At 67.1% G+C, this 16,602-nt stretch carries 15 protein-coding genes; 12 read left to right on the top strand and 3 right to left on the bottom strand.

Annotated features, from left to right (window positions below):
* Positions 1-29: 29 nt before the first annotated feature.
* The 12 genes from LEL84_RS10170 to LEL84_RS10115 all read left to right on the top strand — a co-directional run bounded on the left by LEL84_RS10170 (position 30) and on the right by LEL84_RS10115 (position 14,329).
* Entirely contained in the window at positions 30-794 is a 765-nt protein-coding gene (locus LEL84_RS10170; protein ID WP_065629749.1) for an MlaE family ABC transporter permease, read from the top strand.
* Positions 795-797: 3 nt separating this feature from the next.
* Positions 798-1,649 carry an MlaE family ABC transporter permease gene (locus tag LEL84_RS10165; RefSeq protein ID WP_137810434.1) on the top strand — a complete coding sequence of 284 codons (852 nt, stop codon included), beginning with the start codon at positions 798-800 and terminating at the stop codon, positions 1,647-1,649.
* Positions 1,650-1,706: 57 nt separating this feature from the next.
* Entirely contained in the window at positions 1,707-2,858 is a 1,152-nt protein-coding gene (locus tag LEL84_RS10160; RefSeq protein WP_226514283.1) for an MCE family protein, read from the top strand.
* On the top strand, positions 2,822-3,880 hold the full coding sequence (locus tag LEL84_RS10155) for an MCE family protein (protein ID WP_065629748.1): 1,059 nt from the start codon (positions 2,822-2,824) through the stop codon (positions 3,878-3,880). The genes LEL84_RS10160 and LEL84_RS10155 overlap by 37 nt, the downstream gene beginning before the upstream one ends.
* Positions 3,877-5,097 carry an MCE family protein gene (locus tag LEL84_RS10150; protein WP_065629747.1) on the top strand — a complete coding sequence of 407 codons (1,221 nt, stop codon included), beginning with the start codon at positions 3,877-3,879 and terminating at the stop codon, positions 5,095-5,097. Before LEL84_RS10155 ends, LEL84_RS10150 begins: the two co-directional genes overlap by 4 nt.
* 1 nt (position 5,098) lies before the next feature.
* Positions 5,099-6,373 carry an MCE family protein gene (locus tag LEL84_RS10145; protein WP_226513960.1) on the top strand — a complete coding sequence of 425 codons (1,275 nt, stop codon included), beginning with the start codon at positions 5,099-5,101 and terminating at the stop codon, positions 6,371-6,373.
* Complete coding sequence (locus LEL84_RS10140; RefSeq protein WP_226513959.1) at positions 6,370-7,653, top strand: MCE family protein; 1,284 nt, start codon at positions 6,370-6,372, stop codon at positions 7,651-7,653. The genes LEL84_RS10145 and LEL84_RS10140 overlap by 4 nt, the downstream gene beginning before the upstream one ends.
* A complete protein-coding gene (locus LEL84_RS10135) occupies positions 7,653-9,086 on the top strand; it encodes an MCE family protein (RefSeq protein WP_058253545.1) in 1,434 nt (477 codons plus the stop codon). The genes LEL84_RS10140 and LEL84_RS10135 overlap by 1 nt, the downstream gene beginning before the upstream one ends.
* Positions 9,083-10,009: a hypothetical protein gene (locus LEL84_RS10130; RefSeq protein WP_226514282.1), complete on the top strand. Its 927-nt coding sequence runs from the start codon at positions 9,083-9,085 to the stop codon at positions 10,007-10,009. The genes LEL84_RS10135 and LEL84_RS10130 overlap by 4 nt, the downstream gene beginning before the upstream one ends.
* Entirely contained in the window at positions 10,009-10,704 is a 696-nt protein-coding gene (locus LEL84_RS10125; protein WP_223259067.1) for a hypothetical protein, read from the top strand. Before LEL84_RS10130 ends, LEL84_RS10125 begins: the two co-directional genes overlap by 1 nt.
* Before the next feature lie 341 nt (positions 10,705-11,045).
* Positions 11,046-13,169 (top strand): heavy metal translocating P-type ATPase, encoded by a 2,124-nt coding sequence (locus LEL84_RS10120; protein ID WP_226513958.1) that lies wholly within the window; start codon positions 11,046-11,048, stop codon positions 13,167-13,169.
* Positions 13,170-13,282: 113 nt separating this feature from the next.
* Positions 13,283-14,329, top strand: a complete 1,047-nt coding sequence (locus tag LEL84_RS10115) for a hypothetical protein (protein ID WP_226513957.1) — start codon at positions 13,283-13,285, stop codon at positions 14,327-14,329.
* A gap of 6 nt (positions 14,330-14,335) precedes the next feature.
* On the opposite strand, the gene LEL84_RS10110 is transcribed toward LEL84_RS10115, so the two are convergent.
* The 3 genes from LEL84_RS10110 to LEL84_RS10100 all read right to left on the bottom strand — a co-directional run bounded on the left by LEL84_RS10110 (position 14,336) and on the right by LEL84_RS10100 (position 16,533).
* Positions 14,336-15,037 (bottom strand): FABP family protein, encoded by a 702-nt coding sequence (locus LEL84_RS10110; protein WP_058253542.1) that lies wholly within the window; start codon positions 15,035-15,037, stop codon positions 14,336-14,338.
* 345 nt (positions 15,038-15,382) lie between these two features.
* Positions 15,383-15,688 carry a DUF1416 domain-containing protein gene (locus tag LEL84_RS10105; RefSeq protein ID WP_010840619.1) on the bottom strand — a complete coding sequence of 102 codons (306 nt, stop codon included), beginning with the start codon at positions 15,686-15,688 and terminating at the stop codon, positions 15,383-15,385.
* Between the two features lie 5 nt (positions 15,689-15,693).
* Positions 15,694-16,533 (bottom strand): sulfurtransferase, encoded by an 840-nt coding sequence (locus LEL84_RS10100; protein WP_058253541.1) that lies wholly within the window; start codon positions 16,531-16,533, stop codon positions 15,694-15,696.
* Positions 16,534-16,602: the final 69 nt, after the last annotated feature.

The raw sequence follows: 16,602 nt of genomic DNA, 5'->3' as shown, positions 1-16,602 counted from the left end.
GATGGTGCGAGGGTGAAGGGGGTTGGGCGATGCTGAGCAAACTGGCCACACCCCTCAGTGGAATCGGTGATTTCGTGGCGCTCGGCGTCGAGTCGGCGCGCGAGCTGTTCCACCGTCCGTTCCAGTGGCGGGAGACCGTCGAACAGTCCTGGGCGATCGCCCGCGTGTCGATGGTGCCCACCCTCCTGGTCGCCATCCCGTTCACGGTTCTCGTCAGCTTCACCCTGAACATCCTGTTGCGCGAGATCGGCGCGCAGGACCTGTCCGGCGCGGGTGCCGCTCTCGGCACCGTCACCCAGATCGGCCCGATCGTCACCGTGCTGATCGTCGCCGGTGCCGGCGCCACCGCGATCTGCGCCGACCTCGGCGCCCGGACCATCCGCGAAGAGATCGACGCGATGAAGGTGCTCGGCATCAACCCGATCCACCGGCTGGTGGTCCCGCGCATCGTGGCCTCCACCGGGGTGGCCTTGCTGCTGAACAGCCTCGTCTGCACGATCGGCATCGGCGGCGGATTCATCTTCTCCGTCTACCTCCAGGATGTGAATCCCGGTGCGTTCGTTGCCAACCTGACCCTGCTCACCGGGTTCGGCGAGCTGATGATCTCGATGGTCAAGGCCGCTCTGTTCGGTCTGTTCGCCGGGATGGTCGGCTGCTACCAGGGACTCAACGTCAAAGGCGGCGCGAAGGGCGTCGGCGATGCCGTCAACGAGACCGTCGTGTACTCGTTCATGGCGCTGTTCGTCGTCAACGTCGTCGTGACGGCGGTCGGTCTCAAGGCAACGGCGGGCTGAGCGATGGTACTTCCGTTCACCACCCGGTTCCGGACCGCGCGCGTCGCGGCCAAGCGAGCCGGCGAGGACTGGGATCAGATCGGCGACCAGGCGCTGTTCTACTGGGACAGCGTCGTGTCGATCCCGCGTGCGATCAAGCACTACAAGAAGGAGACGCTGCGGCTCATCGCCGAGATCTCCATGGGCACCGGCGCGCTGGCGATGATCGGCGGCACCGTCGTGGTCGTCGGGTTCCTGACCCTCTTCACCGGCGGCACCATCGCCGTCCAGGGTTACAGCTCGCTGGCCAACATCGGCGTCGAGGCCCTCACCGGCTTCTTCTCGGCGTTCATCAATGTGCGCATCGCCGTCCCGGTGATCTCCGGTATCGCCCTCGCCGCGACCATCGGTGCGGGCGCGACGGCGCAGCTCGGTGCCATGCGCGTCTCGGAGGAGATCGACGCGCTCGAGACGATGGCGATCTCGTCCATCCCGTACCTGGTGTCCACGCGCATCATCGCCGGGCTGATCGCGATCATCCCGCTCTACGCGCTGGCGTCACTGGCGTCGTTCCTCGCGAGCCGCTCGGCGACGGTGTTCCTCTACGGACAGTCGCCCGGCGTGTACGACCACTACTTCGACACGTTCCTCATCCCGTCGGACATCCTGTGGTCGTTCGTGCAGGCGATCTGTATGGCGGTCGCCGTCATGCTGATCCACACGTACTACGGCTACAACGCCTCGGGCGGGCCGGTCGGCGTCGGTGTCGCTGTCGGGAACGCGGTCCGCGCATCGCTCGTTGTTGTGGTCGTGATCACACTTCTGACCTCCCTCGCCATCTATGGCGCCGACGGCAAGTTCAACCTGGCGGGCTGAGCGATGAGCAGGAGACAAGAGCGTTCACGGGCGACCCGCCGGACGGCGGCGGTGGTCATGGTCGCGGTGCTGCTGGCCCTGATCATCGGGGCCAGCGCGTCGTTCCTCGGTGCTTTCCAGGGAACCCAGCAGGTCACCCTCGTGGCTCCCCGGGCCGGCCTGGTGATGAACCCCGACGCCAAGGTCAAGCTGCGCGGCGTCGAGGTGGGGCGCGTCGCGGAGATCACCGAGCGCGGGGGCGACGCGATCCTCACCCTCGACATCGCCGACGGTGATATGGCGAAGATCCCCGCCAATGTGGCCGCCGACATCAAGTCGAACACCATCTTCGGCGCCAAGGCCGTCAACTTCGTGGTGCCCGGCGAGCCGGAGGGTACGCTGACCGCGGGTGCCGAGATCCCCGCCGACCGCGTCGTCGTCGAACTGAACACCGTGTACCAGCAGCTCGTCTCGGTGCTCGCACAGCTGCAGCCGGAGAAGCTCAACGCGACGCTCGGTGCGATCGACACCGCGCTGCAGGGGCAGGGTGAGGAGATCGGCGTCGCCCTCGAGCAGCTGACCGCACTGCTCGGCAAGACCAATCCCCATCTGCCCGCGCTGAACCGGCTGTTCCGGGAAGGTGCGACCGTCACCAACGTGTACGCGGACTCGATGCCGGATCTGCTGCGCACCGTCGACAACTTCACCGTCGTCGGGAACACGTTGGTGGACAACACGTCCAACCTCGACGCCCTGCTCATCAATGCCACCGGGATGGCGAACACCATCAACGGGGTCATCGCGCCGTCGAAGAACACGCTCATCGGTGCGCTGTCCGACCTCGATCCCATTGCCGCGCTGCTCGGTTACAACGCGCCCGGGATCAAGTGCTTCCTGACCGCGAGTGCGGTCGCGTCGGAGGTCGCGGCACCGTTCCTCGGTGAGCGCAACGGCATGCTGATGCTCGACGCGAGCATCCTCCCCGGCAAGGATCCGTATCAATATCCGTACGACCTGCCCCGTGTCGGGGTAGAGGGCCCGCCGACGTGCCAGGGCGGGCTGGGTGATCCGGCGACCAAGGTGCACGCGCCGTTCTACGTCGGAAACAATGCGCCGCAGCCCTATCAACCCAGAACCAAGCCGAAGGCGAACTCACAGAAGCTGTTCCAGATCCTGTTCGGAGAGCCCCCCCCGTGGATAATCGCGCCCGCGCGTTCCGCGCGACCCTGATCAAGCTGGGCGCCTTCACGGTGGTGATGGTCCTGGTGTTCGTGGCGCTGGTGGTCGTCTTCAGCCGATACCGCTCCGGGGCGTCGAACGAGTACAGCGCCGTCTTCACGAGCGCCTCGGCGATGCAGTCGGGCAGCAAGGTCAAGATCGCCGGCGTCGAGGTCGGGTCCGTCGGCGGCGTCGAACTGAACCGTGACAACGACGCCGTCATCACCTTCAGCGTCGACCAGCAGTATCCGCTACCGGAATCGGTCCGCGCGCTGATCCGATACGAGAACCTCACCGGCGACCGGTATCTCGAGCTGCAACAGGGGACCGGCGACACCTCCACCTTCCTCGCCGACGGCGCCCAGATCCCGGTCGCCCAGACCGAGCCCGCGCTCGATCTCGACAAGCTCGTCGGTGGCTTCAAACCGCTGTTCCGGACTCTGGACGCCGACGAGGCCAATGCGCTGACCAGCTCGCTGATCGCGGTGTTCCAGGGACAGGGCGGCGCGTTGAACACGCTGCTGGAGAACACCTCGTCGTTCACCAACACGCTCGCCGACCGCGACGAACTGATCGGCGACGTCATCGACAACCTCAACACGACCCTCGCCACGCTCGACGGCGACCGCGAGGGCCTCGACACCAGCGTCGACCTCCTGCAACAACTGGTGACCGGGCTCGCCGAGCAGAAGGGCACCATCGGCAACGCGCTGACCCAGACCTCCCGTGTCACCAACGGTCTCGCCGACCTGCTGGGGACGACCCGCCCGACCCTGCAGTCGATGGTGACCAACACCGGTCGGGTCTCGGAGGAGCTGCTGGCCGCGGAACCCTTTGTCCGCAACCTGATCTCACGACTCCCCGAGGACTACAAGACGTTGTCGAACCTGGGCTCCTACGGCGCGTGGCTTCAACTCTACTTCTGCCGCATCCGGCTGATGCTGCCGGCGCCCGGTGGCCAGACGATCCTGTACACGTCGAACAACGTGATGGGCAATACCACGACGGCCGGCGGAAGGTGTGACGGCTCATGAGTCTTCCGTTCGGGGGCCTGTTCTCGAGCCGCAGATCCGAATCCGACGAGGCCGACGTCGCCCGCGAGGTGAAGCGCGGGCAGCGCAGCCGCGCCCAGGTCGGCGTCATCGGCATCGTCGTGATCGGTCTGGTGGTGATCACCGCCATGCAGATGGACAAGTTGCCCTATCTCTCGCCGATCAGCACCTACAGTGCCTATTTCGACGACGCCGGCGGACTCGCCAAGGGCGACATCGTGTCCGTGTCCGGGGTCCAGGTGGGCACCGTCGAGTCGATCGAACTGGCCGGTACCGACGCCGGGACCAAGGTCAAGGTCGGGTTCCGCATGGACGACACCGTCGAGATGGGGTCGGACTCCCAGGCCGCGATCCGGACCGAGACCGTCCTGGGCCGACGCAATCTCACGGTCATCCCGCACGGAGGCGACCGGATCAAGCCCGGTGGCTCGATCCCGGTCGGCAACACGATCTCGCCGTATTCGCTGCAGGACGCACTCGAAGGAGCGACCGACACCGTCGCCGACACCGACACCGACCAGCTCAACGAGGCGCTCAACACGCTGACGATCACGTTCTCCGAGACACCGGATCAGGTCCAGGGGGCGGTCAACGGTGTTGCGCGGCTGTCGAAAGCGGTCGCCGACCGCGACAAGGAACTGCGGGCGCTGCTCGCCAAGGCCAACCAGGTGAGCAAGATCGTCGGCGACCGCAACGAACAGATCAACCGGTTGCTCATCGACGCCAACGCGCTCGTCGGGGAGATCGAGATGCGGCGCTACGCGCTCAACCAGCTGATCAAGGGGATCGGTGACGTCACCGCTCAGCTGCGGGGCTTCATCGCCGAGAACAACGCGCAGCTGACGCCCGTGCTGCAGAAGTTCGACCGCGTCGCGACGATCCTCACCGACAACGAGAAAGAGCTGAAGGAGACGATCGACCGTCTCGGACCGTTCGCAAACACCCTCGGCGAAGCAGTGGCGTCGGGCCCGAACTTCGATTCCCTCGTCGGCGTGAACACCTTCGGCGACTACACCGCGGTGTTCCTCAACGCCCTGCGCGGTCGGTACCCGCAGCTGTGGCAGTCGCTGATGTACACGGGCAACCCGCTGCTTCCACAGGGCTGGAGCCTGGGACCTCCAGCGGGTAGCGATACGCCGCGCGGACCACTGCCCAGCCCGACCTATCCCACGCCCGCGCCGACCACGAGGGGGAGGTGACATGACCGTCGGAAGTATGTCCATCGGACGCAAGGTGCTCTTCGGGGTACTCGCCGTGATTCTCGCGGTCGCCCTGGTCCTCGTGGGCTGGAAGGTGTTCACCAAGTCGACGACGAATACGTTCACCGCCTACTTCGCCGGGGTCGCCAGTCTGTACAAGGGGGACCCGGTCCGGGTGCTCGGTGTGAACGTGGGTAGCGTCTCCGCGATCACCCCGCGCGAGAACGACGTGAAAGTCGAACTGCGCGTGGACAAGAGCGTCGACATCCCGCAGGACGCGAAGGCCGTCATCGTCGCGCAGAGCCTGGTCTCCGGTCGGTTCGTACAGCTGACGCCGGTCTACTCCGGTGGGCCGGAGATGTCCGACGGCGCCGACATCCCGATGGACCGCACCGCGGTGCCGATGGAGTGGGACGACATCAAGGCCCAGCTCACCCGACTCACCGAGGCCATCGGTCCGCAAGGGGCCGATCCGGGCTCGGCGGCCAAGGCGGTGAACGTCTTCGACGAGAATCTCGAGGGCAACGGCGAGGCGATCAACGCGTCGATCCGGGAGGTGTCCGACGTGATCGGCACCCTCGCAGCCGGCAGCGGCGACCTGTTCGCCACCGTCCAGAGTCTTCAGAAACTCACCGATGCATTGTCGGGAAGCCACGAGCAACTCGTGCAGTTCAACGGCCGGATCGCCTCGGTCAGTTCCGTGCTCGCGGACAACACGACCGAGCTCGATGAGGCGCTCAAAGGTCTCGACGCGGCGATGACCGATGTGCAGACCTTCATCGACACCAATCAGACGGCGCTGTCGTCATCGGTGGAGCGTCTGGCCGCGAGTACGAAGATCGTGGCGGACAAGGACGAACAGGTGCGTGGCGTGTTGCATTCGGCGCCCAACCAGCTCGCGAACTTCTACAACATCTACAACCCGCTTTCGGGATCCCTGTCGGGTGTCTTCGGTTTGGGGATGGGAACAAATCTCATCACTCTGTTGTGCGGAACCATGGAATCCACCAAGCGGCCGGGATCGACGATGGCGGATGTCGACAAGTGTGTGGAGATCCTGGCTCCGGTCCTGTCGTCGATCTCGATGAACTACCCACCGTTCCTGACCAATCCGGTGCAGGGTCGCAACGCCACGCCGAGCCAGCTCGAGTACCAGAACGCGAGCGTCCGGGCTCGTGCGAATGCCGGGGTCACCCGGCTCGACAACGAGACCCGTCGTGACAACCGGGGCAGCCCGCTCGAGGATCTGCTGGTGCCGTTCGGGGGTGAGCGATGAGATCGGTACGACCCCGTGGTTCGCTCATCGCGGGCGCGGCGAGCCTCGCGCTCGTCCTCGCCGGATGTTCCTTCGACGGCCCCAACTCGCTCCCGGTCCCTGGAGCCGAAGGTACCGGCGGTGAATCCTACGAGATCACCGCGGTCATCCCGTCGGCGGCCGGACTGGTCAACAACGCGCCGGTGCTCATCGACGACGCGACGGTCGGCAGCATCGGCGACATCGAGGTCCAGGACTGGAACGCGCTCGTCACGATGCGGCTCAACGACGGGGTGATCGTCCCGCGCGGTTCGCATGTCATGGTCGGGCTGACCAGTGTGCTGGGTTCGACGCACCTCGAGATCGTGCAACCGGCCGAGCCCGAGGGCGGCCGGCTCGAACCCGGCGACCAGATCCCCCTGACCAAGTGTCCCGAGCAGTCCAACATCGTGACCGACCCGTCGGTGCCCGCGGTGCCCGACATCAATGCGGCACAACAGGTGTCGGCGTGTACCTACCCCAGTACCGAGCAGGTGCTGAGTTCGCTGTCGGTGGTCCTCAACGGCGGTGGGTTGTCGCAGATCGGCGACATCGTGCACGAGATGAGCGACGTCTTCGGCGGACGCGAGGAGCAGATCAAGGAGCTCATCCCGCGGTTGAACACCCTCGTCGCCGATCTGGATGCGCAGAAGGGCAACATCATCCGCGCGACCGAGGGACTCGACCGGTTGTCGCGCACCATGAACGAGCAGAAGGGCACCATCGAGCGGGCGCTCGCCGACGCCCCGCAGATCCTGCAGTTGCTCGTCGACCAGCGTCAGCAGTTCCTCGACACTCTCGGTTCGGTCGCGACGCTGTCGAAGACCGCCAACGACATCCTCGACGCCAACTCCGAGGACATCGTGACGATCGTGGAGGGGATCGAACCGGCCCTCGATCAGCTCCAGGCCGCGGGTCCCGCGATGACTCAATCGCTGAACATCCTGCTGACCTTCCCGTTCTACGAGCCGACGATCCGACAGATCGTCAAGGGTGACTACGTGAACTCCGATCTGGTGCTCGACCTCACCGTCGAACGACTGAGCAAGAGCATGTTCGCCAGCCTCGGCGTCACCGGCCCCGAGGGCGTCTTCGGACGGCCCGCAGGCGCCGCCGCGCGCGGACTGAACCCGTTCATCGCGCCCCTGCAACCGGGCGGCGAACGCGTGCCCGACTCGGCCGAACCGATTCCGGCGAACATGGTCCCGCGGGTCTCGCCGACCACGCCGGCGGCAGTCCCGGCCGCGGGAGGTGGCCGCTGATGAAGATCACGAGATTCGTCCGGATGCAGCTGATGATCTTCGCCATCGTGACCGTGGTCGCGATGGTGGTGATGGCGCTGTTCTACATCCGCATCCCGTCGATGTTCGGGGTCGGCAGTTACCAGGTGCAGCTGCTGCTGCCCACCAGCGGTGGGCTGTACCAGAACGCGAACGTCAGCTACCGCGGCGTGTACGTCGGCAAGGTCGACTCCGTGCAGCTGACCGACACCGGCGTCGAAGCGGTGCTGACGATCGAGAACAGCGCGGAGATCCCGGCTTCGTCGACCGCGTCGGTGCGCAGCGTCTCCGCGATCGGTGAGCAGTTCGTCGAGTTCACGCCGGATCCCGAGGCGGGCGAGTCCGGCGAATACCTGCAGGACGGCGCGACGGTGTCGACCGACGAGGTCCCGGTGGAGATCTCGGCGATGCTCGACCAGGCCGACCGCCTGCTGGCCGAGATCGGTGACACCCGTTTGCGGTCGCTGATGGACGAGGCGTTCATCGCGTTCAACGGCACCGGGGAGGCGTTGCAGCGCCTGCTGGACTCGATGGTGCTGTTCGTCGACGAGGCGAACAAGAACACCGACACGACAATCCAACTCGTCGAACAGGGCGCACCACTGCTGGCAACCCAGTCACGTACGGCCGACGACATCCGTTCCTGGACAAGAAACGTCACCGCGTTCACCGATCAGTTGCGGGCGAACCGGCCCGAGATCGGCGACATCCTGCGCAAGGGGCCGTCGACCGCGTCGAAGAGTCAGGAACTCTTCGAATCCCTCGGTGCCTCATACCCGTTGCTCGTGTCGAACCTCGGTACGATCGCCAAGACCCAGGTGGTGTACCTGCCGAACTGGAAGCAGGTGCTCGTTCTCTATCCGCGACTGGTCAGTTCGTTGATCACGGCCGTGAACACCGGCACCAACCGGTTCGGTCCGAACGTGAACTTCTCGCTCGGTTTCCAGGACCGGCCGCCGTGCAACATCGGTTTCCTCCCCAAGGAGGACTGGCGTTGGCCGTCGGTGCAGACCGCCCGGGAGCTCCCGCCGGGAATGCTGTGCCGGGTGCCGCAGAACTCCAACATCGCCGTCCGCGGTGCGCGTAACTATCCGTGCGCGGAGTTTCCGGGCCGTCGCGCACCCACCCCCGCAGAGTGTGCCACAGGCTACGTACCGAAACCGGGCTCGGTCGACCCGTTCCAGAGTGGGCTGCCGTTCGGCCTGAAATGGCAGCCGGCCTCCTCCGGTACCGTGACACCCGGCACACCGAAGGACTTCGACGCGGAGCCCGCGGTGTATGCGACGACCTACGACCCGGACTCGGGTGACTTCATCGGGCCCGACGGGAAGACCTACAACGCCGGGGCCGGCAGTGATGAGCAGGAACAGAGCAGTACATGGCAGACGATGATCAGCGGGACGGTCACCCCGTGACGCCGGACGGTCCCGGCACGACGTCCCCGAGTCGGAGCGGCGCGGATCGTGCGGGTTCGGGCGATCGCCGGAATGCGAAGCGGCCCGTGCGATCGGCGCCGATCCGGCGTGGACGCCCGGTGGGGAAGAAGCCGTCGACGGCGGCCGTGTCGACGCCCGCACCCGAGGTTCCCGCCGACGCGAGTGCCGCGGCCGTCGAGCCGGCGGCCGGTGTCGAGGACGTGGCGCGGGAGACGACTTCGGTGGCATCCCCGGCAAAACCGGACTCGACATCCCCGGCAGAGCCGGATTCGGCGGAACAGGCGATCGCGCCCGACCCGTCCGAGGTCGAGAAGACCGTCAGCTACCGTGAGCGCCGGCGTGCCCGGACGGCCGCGGCGTCCACGGGCACACCGAAACGCAAGCGCGGCATCAGGTATCGCGGGTCCGGGCGGCGCTCGCCGCGAGCGGTCGTGGGCGTTGTGGTGGCACTGGTGGTCATCGTCGTCTGTGCCATCGCATCTGTCGTGTTCGCCCTGGGTATCGCGCGCCAGGACCGGACCGACGACCTGCGCGCCGAGTATTCGGCATTCGCCTCACAGGTTCTCGTGAATCTCACCAGCATGAATCCCGACACCGTCGACCAGACGCTGACCTCGGTGCAAGAGGACACGAGCGGCAAGGTCAAGCAGGAGGTTCAGAACAACATCCAGCAGGTGGCGGCCCTTGTCCGGGACGGCAAGCTCGAGACCCGCTCGCTCATCCTCTCGTCCGCGGTGACCAAGGCCGAACCCGACGAAGGCTCGGTCATCATGGTGTTCGGCTGGCATCAGCGATCGCTCGACGGCGAGGTGCCGTCACAGGAGAAGGTGTTCCGCTGGCGGGTGGACATGACGCGGATCAACGGCGACCTCAAGATGACCGACTTCGAGTGGGTGGCGTGATGTCGGCCCGCTCCGAGTCCGCGCCCCGATCCGAGTCCGCGCGGAAGTCGACCGGATCTCGATTCGCCCTGCGCAAGGGGCGCCTGGGTCTGATCGCACTCGGCGTGGTGCTGGTCGCCGCGATCGCCGTGACCGCATTTCTCGGTTTTCGCTTCACCCAGGGCCGCGCGGTCGAGGACGCTCGCGCATCGTCGCTGGCGGCGGCCCGGGACTATGCGACGACGATGTTCGGGTACAACGCCGAGAACGTCACCGAGCACATCGATCAGTCGATGAGTGTGCTCACCGGGCCGGCGAAGCCGGAGTACACGAAGCTGATCACCGACAACAATCTCGCCGCCGAGGTGCGCAAGCAGTCGGTGGTGTCCGAGGTGACGATCCAGGACGCGGGTGTGGTGACCAACACCGCGGACACCTCGCAGGTCCTGATTTTCATGAATCAGTCGGTGACCCGCGGCAACAAGGAACTCGTGAGCATCAACCCGTCGCGGCTGACCTTCGACATGAAACGTGAGGGCGACCGCTGGATGATCAACTCGATCGAGGTGATCACCGACGACACGTTCCGATCGAAGATCGAGGTCGTCGAGTCATTGCCGCCCGATGCGAAGCCGCTGCCCGGCCCGAGTTCGGCACCCTCCGGTGCGCCGTCCCCGGCTCCCGGTCCGTCCGTGGCGCCGGTGCCGACTCCCTGACCGCCTTAATCCGTTGCGGCCCGCCCGAATCGGGCGTACGTTCGCGGGTACACAAGGAAGGAGGTGGTCTGATAGTGATTTCTCATCGGACATGTGAGGTGACCATCCGTTAGCAGTTGACCGTGTGGCATTCGTGTCGCACCGAGGCGGGATTCCCGCCGGTCGGCGCAAGCGAATACCAGGTGGTCACCCGGCCCCCGCATCCCGACCCGGTCCGGTCGGCGCAGGCCCTTCGAGGGCGGTGCGGGGGCCGTTCCATGTCTACAGACGGCCCGGCAATACCCCTACCGGGTAGACGTACCACTGGCGTGGATACCCTAGGGGGGTATATCCTCGACTTCATGAACACGCACCACGACCATCCACCGACAACGCCGGCACCGGCCGACCACGCGCACCGCCCCCAGGTCGATCCCGGGCACGACGGCCACGAGGGGCGCGCCGATCACACCGGCCACGGCGGACATGCCAGCCATGCGGGCCACGGCGACCACGTCGCGCAGTTCCGGCGACTGTTCTGGATCATGCTCGTGCTGGCGGTCCCGACCGTGGCCTTCAACGACATGTTCGCCGACATACTCGGCTACGGTCTGCCCGACGCGGAGTGGGTCCGGTGGGTGTCACCGCTGCTCGGCACAGTTCTCTACCTGTGGGGCGGGCGCCCGTTCCTCGTCGGCGCGGCCGCCGAGCTCCGAGCTCGTCGCCCGGGGATGATGCTTCTGATCTCCCTCGCGCTCACCGTCGCCTTCGTTGCGTCCTGGGGTTCGACGCTGCACCTGTTCGACCACCACCTGAACTTCTGGTGGGAGCTGGCACTGCTCGTCGTGATCATGCTGCTCGGCCACTGGATCGAGATGCGCTCGCTGGCCCGGACGACATCGGCTCTCGACTCACTCGCCGCGCTCCTCCCGGACGAGGCCGAGAAGGTCGTGGGCACCGACATCATCTCGGTAGCTCCCGACGAACTGGTCGTCGGCGACGTGGTGGTCGTCCGGCCCGGCGGGTCCGTGCCCGCCGACGGCGCCATCGTCGACGGTTCGGCGAGCATGGACGAGTCGATGGTCACCGGGGAGTCGGCACCCGTTCGGCGGGAGGTCGGTGACGTCGTGGTCGCCGGCACCGTCGCGACCGATTCCGGACTGCGGGTCCGCGTGACCGCGACCGGCGACGACACCGCGCTGGCCGGGATCGGACGCCTCGTCGCCGATGCGCAGGCTTCGTCGTCACGGGCCCAGCGACTCGCCGATACCGCGGCCGGGTGGCTGTTCTGGTTCGCACTCGGCGCCGCGGTGCTCACCGCGATCGCCTGGACCGCGGTCGGATCGCCCGACGAGGCCGTCGTTCGCGTGATCACGGTGCTGGTCATCGCATGCCCCCACGCGTTGGGGCTCGCGATCCCGCTCGTCGTCTCCATCGCGACAGAGCGGGCCGCCCGCGCCGGGGTCCTGATCAAGGACAGGCTCGCCCTCGAGTCGATGCGCAACGTCGACGCCGTGCTCTTCGACAAGACCGGCACCCTGACGAAGGGAGAACCGACCGTCCTCGAGCTCGAACCGGCTCCCGGACAGGACCGGCGTCGAGTGCTGACCCTCGCGGCCGCCGCGGAGACGGGCAGTGAGCATCCGCTGGCCTCGGCGATCGTGCGGGCCGCTCGAGATGAGGGAATCGATCTGCCCGTCGCACAGGACTTCTCATCGTCGCCCGCGGTGGGGGTGTCCGCGTCCGTCGACGGCCACGGGGTCCGGGTGGGTGGACCCAACCTGCTCGCCGAGCACGGCTTCGACGAACTGCCCGTCGCGTCGTCGTGGCGGGAGCAGGGGGCGATCATCCTGCACGTGCTCGTCGACGATCGTGTCGTGGGGGCGTTCCGGCTCGCCGACGAGGTCCGTCCGGAGTCGCGTGTGGCCGTGGACGAACTCCACGCTCTCGACGTGCAGGTCGTGATGATCACCGGCGACGCGCAGGCGGTGGCCGACGATGTCGCCGGCCGGTTGGGCATCGACCGGGTGTACGCCGGGGTCCGGCCCGAGGACAAGGCCGCCATCGTCGCGGACCTGCAGCACGAAGGTCGTCGCGTCGCGATGGTCGGCGACGGCGTCAACGACGCCCCCGCACTCGCGCAGGCCGACGTCGGGATCGCGATCGGTGCCGGCACCGACGTGGCCATCGGCTCGGCCGGCGTCATCCTCGCCTCCTCTGATCCGCGATCGGTCCTGTCGGTCATCGAGCTGTCGCGTGCCGGCTACCGGAAGATGGCGCAGAACCTCTGGTGGGCAGCGGGTTACAACCTCATCTCGGTGCCGTTGGCGGCCGGGATCCTGGCGCCGATCGGGTTCGTCCTGCCCATGAGTGTCGGCGCGATCCTGATGTCCGCCTCGACGGTGGTCGTGGCGCTGAACGCACAGCTGCTGCGTCGACTCGATCTGCGTCCCGGTTCCATCCGAAACCGATCCGGGCGCAGGTAGGGCAGCGCTACGAGATTCGCGTAGCGCAGTACTCGCGAAACCGCGGCGCGAAACCGCTGGACTGGGAGCAGAGTCCACGGCGCCCGCCGGGGCGTCGAGAGGGAGAAGAAGAGATGGTGACCATGCATGTCGCCGCGGCGGTCGGGACGCAGGATCGCGATCGCATCGAACCCGTGGTGGGCGAGAACTACTGGACCCCGGGCGACCCGGACTTCGGGGCGGCGTCGGCACCCCGATTCGCGTTCGCCGACCCGCACGCCGCCGGCTTGTTCCACGCCGAGGACCTGTCGCGGGAGGCCGGTGACCGCATCGCCGTCCACAACCGCGGTGTGCACGACGTGGCTGCCGTGGTCCTGCTCGCGGATGGCCGGTCGTATGTCGAACTCTTGACTCCCGGTTCGGAAATCGCTCTGCCGGAGATGGATTCGCTCACCTACCTTCAGGCCCCCCGCACCGCGGACGGCCGGCCGGTTCTGTACGGCGCGGTGTGGGTGCGCGACGGGCGGGTGATGCCGGTGACGGTTCCGATCCCCACCCGCCGCGAGTTCCTCGACCAGCGATATCTCACCCCGTGGAGCGCGGAGTGGAACGGCGGTGTCTCCGGTCGGCACATACGCGATGCCGCGGCGGCCGGTGTCTCGTACCAGTACCGGACGGGCGGTTCGACGTTCGTCGTACGCAACTCGGGCAGCGACTGGATCGGGGTGGTCCACCGGTCCGGCACGGAGTTCACCTTCGTCGAATGCCCACCGGGTGGGCGTGCCGTCTTCGAATTCTCCCCGCAGTCCGCCCGCGCCGAGGTGTTCTCGGTCGTCGGTCGCCGGGGTGGCGGCACGGCCGGGCACGCCCCGTACATGTCGAGGTCGGGAACCGTGCATCCCGGTTGGGCGGGACGGCCGGGGGAGGTCACCGCCTACGGTTCGGTCGTCATCATGCTCGGCGCGCCGGTGTACAGCGCGCTACCGAAACGCAATCTGTACCTTGCGTTCTCGGATCGGCGGCCGAGCCGCCGGGAGCGAAGCGAGCGGGGCGAATGTGCGAGCCGCCGGGAGCGAAGCGAGCGGGGCGAATGTGGGAGCCGCCGGGAGCGAAGCGAGCGGGGCGAATGTGCGAGCCGTCGGGAGCAGGGCGCGCGTCCCTGCCGCGGGTTCCGTCGATGAGGTGGATCAGCCGACGTGGCGGCGCAGCTTGGCGGAGAGCCGTGGGGTGAGGTCCCCGTCGGCGTCGACGCGCTCCTCGACGTAGGCGAGGTCGCCGTCGGCGACGAGTCCGTACAGGCGTTTGGCGCCGCCGGTGCGTTGACCTGATTCGGCCTTGATGACGACGTCGGTGGCGAGTTCCCAGGTGGTCTGGTTCAGGGGAGTGCCGTAGAATAGTTCGATCGAGCCCTCGGCGTGGGCGAGGAGCAATTCGATGGTGTCGTCCTCACCGATCCGCCAGAACCCGGACTCGCGGAGGTCGGGCCGCTGGTAGGCAGCATCGTCGTCGATCACCCATGAGCGGGACTCCCAGGTGAGGAAGTTCTGGCCATCGTGGGACACGACGATCTGCTGAGCGAAGTGATAGTCGGTGTCCGTCTGGGGATCGTGCCCTTCGCCCTCGCCGCGCCATACGCCGACGAGCGGGAGGAGTGCGAGGAGGCCCGGATGGAGGTCGGCGCCGAGGCGGAGGTTGGCGGTGTCGGCCGGGAGCGGCAGGTCGTCCCATGTGGGGACGTTGCGTTCACGGCTGCCGGACTCCACCGCCCGGGCCTCGGCCTGACTGATCGCCTCGTCGCCCGACCGGCGGGCTTCGGCGGCGAACCCGTCACCGGATGACTCCGCGCCGGCGGGGCCGTCCGCGGCCGGATCTCCGGGTGAGGACGTCACGACTCGTCGGTCACCAGACGGTACAGGGTGTAGACACCGAACCAGGTGATCAGCACGGCGGCCAGGATCAGCAGGATTTCGAAGAAGAGGACCACGAGGGAAATTCTAACCCCGGCGTGGTCAGGGCGCCGTCGAGGGGTGGGCCCTTCGTGACGGTCGCAGGCTCCCTCCTCAGGGGGCGGCGGTGGCGGTCGCAGGCTCTCTCCTCAGGGGGCGGCGGTGGCGGTCGCAGGCTCTCTCCTCAGGGGGCGGTGGCGGTCGCGGGCTCCCTCCGCAGGGGCGGTGAGAACGAGACAGCCCGGTCACCGCGGGTGCGGTGACCGGGCTGCCGGGTCGAGCGTGGCGTCACTTCGAGACGGTGATGTCCTTCTCGTGGATGCCGGGGCCCTCGGGGCTGATCGTCACGTCGCCGTTGCCCACCGCAGACAGGGCGCGCAGCGTCCAGGTGCCGGGGGCGGCGAAGAAACGGAAGTCGCCGGTGGGCGATGCCACGACCTCGGCGGTGAACTCACCGGTCGAGTCGAGCAGACGCACGAAGGCGCCGGCGACGGGCGAACCCGAGCCGTCGGTGACCTGTCCGGTCAGGACGGTCTCCTTCTCCACGTCGACGCCAGCGGGCAGCTTCTGTCCCTGCTTGGGTGCAGCACACATATCTCTTACTTTCCTTCTCCGAGTTCGATCGGGACGCCGATCAGCGAGCCGTACTCGGTCCAGCTGCCGTCGTAGTTCTTGACGTTCTGCTGGCCGAGCAGTTCCTTCAGCACGAACCAGGTGTGGCTCGACCGCTCGCCGATGCGGCAGTACGCGATGGTGTCCTTCGAGCCGTCGAGTCCGGCCTCGCCGTAGAGCTCCTTGAGCTCCTCGTCGGACTTGAAGGTGCCGTCCTCGTTGGCGGCCTTGCTCCACGGCACGTTGATCGCGCTCGGGATGTGACCGGGACGCTGGCTCTGCTCCTGCGGGAGGTGGGCCGGCGCGAGGATCTTGCCGGAGAACTCGTCCGGGCTACGCACGTCGACGAGGTTCTTGGTGCCGATGGCATCGACGACCTCATCGCGGAACGCGCGGATGCTGACATCCGGCTCGCCGGCCTTGTAGGTCGTGGCGGGACGGCTGACGGCGTCGCTGGACAGCGGGCGCCCGTCGAGTTCCCACTTCTTGCGGCCGCCGTCGAGGAGCTTGACGTCGTTGTGGCCGTACAGCTTGAAGTACCAGTAGGCGTACGCAGCGAACCAGTTGTTGTTGCCGCCGTAGAGGATCACGGTGTCGTCGTTCGCGATCCCGCGCTCGGAGAGCAACTTGCCGAACTGTTCGGCATCGACGAAGTCGCGGCGGACCGGATCCTGCAGGTCGGTCTTCCAGTCGAGCTTGACGGCGCCGGCGATGTGCCCGCCGTCGTAGGCCGAGGTGTCCTCGTCGACCTCGACGAAGACGGTCTTGTCGGCATTGAGGTTCTGCTCAGCCCATTCGGTGCTGACCAGGACGTCGGAACGTGCCATGGCGGTGTCCTTTCGGAGTGGATCGGTGATGGTCGTCGAACAGATGGAGATGGTGGAGACGGTGAGGCG

The sequence above is a fragment of the Gordonia sp. WA4-43 genome (genome assembly GCF_020520305.1).
In the GTDB taxonomy this organism is placed as follows: domain Bacteria; phylum Actinomycetota; class Actinomycetes; order Mycobacteriales; family Mycobacteriaceae; genus Gordonia; species Gordonia hongkongensis.
The sequence above is the reverse complement of the archived record's forward strand: the minus strand, read 5'-3'. Positions and strand labels throughout refer to the sequence as shown.

Bases quoted from the DNA above. Each gene is read 5' to 3' on its own strand.
- LEL84_RS10170 (WP_065629749.1), top strand. From the start codon at position 30: ATGCTGAGCAAACTGGCCACACCCCTCAGTGGAATCGGTGATTTCGTG.
- LEL84_RS10165 (WP_137810434.1), top strand. From the start codon at position 798: ATGGTACTTCCGTTCACCACCCGGTTCCGGACCGCGCGCGTCGCGGCC.
- LEL84_RS10160 (WP_226514283.1), top strand. From the start codon at position 1,707: ATGGTCGCGGTGCTGCTGGCCCTGATCATCGGGGCCAGCGCGTCGTTC.
- LEL84_RS10150 (WP_065629747.1), top strand. From the start codon at position 3,877: ATGAGTCTTCCGTTCGGGGGCCTGTTCTCGAGCCGCAGATCCGAATCC.
- LEL84_RS10145 (WP_226513960.1), top strand. From the start codon at position 5,099: ATGACCGTCGGAAGTATGTCCATCGGACGCAAGGTGCTCTTCGGGGTA.
- LEL84_RS10140 (WP_226513959.1), top strand. From the start codon at position 6,370: ATGAGATCGGTACGACCCCGTGGTTCGCTCATCGCGGGCGCGGCGAGC.
- LEL84_RS10135 (WP_058253545.1), top strand. From the start codon at position 7,653: ATGAAGATCACGAGATTCGTCCGGATGCAGCTGATGATCTTCGCCATC.
- LEL84_RS10125 (WP_223259067.1), top strand. From the start codon at position 10,009: ATGTCGGCCCGCTCCGAGTCCGCGCCCCGATCCGAGTCCGCGCGGAAG.
- LEL84_RS10120 (WP_226513958.1), top strand. From the start codon at position 11,046: ATGAACACGCACCACGACCATCCACCGACAACGCCGGCACCGGCCGAC.
- LEL84_RS10115 (WP_226513957.1), top strand. From the start codon at position 13,283: ATGGTGACCATGCATGTCGCCGCGGCGGTCGGGACGCAGGATCGCGAT.
- LEL84_RS10105 (WP_010840619.1), bottom strand. From the start codon at position 15,688: ATGTGTGCTGCACCCAAGCAGGGACAGAAGCTGCCCGCTGGCGTCGAC.
- LEL84_RS10100 (WP_058253541.1), bottom strand. From the start codon at position 16,533: ATGGCACGTTCCGACGTCCTGGTCAGCACCGAATGGGCTGAGCAGAAC.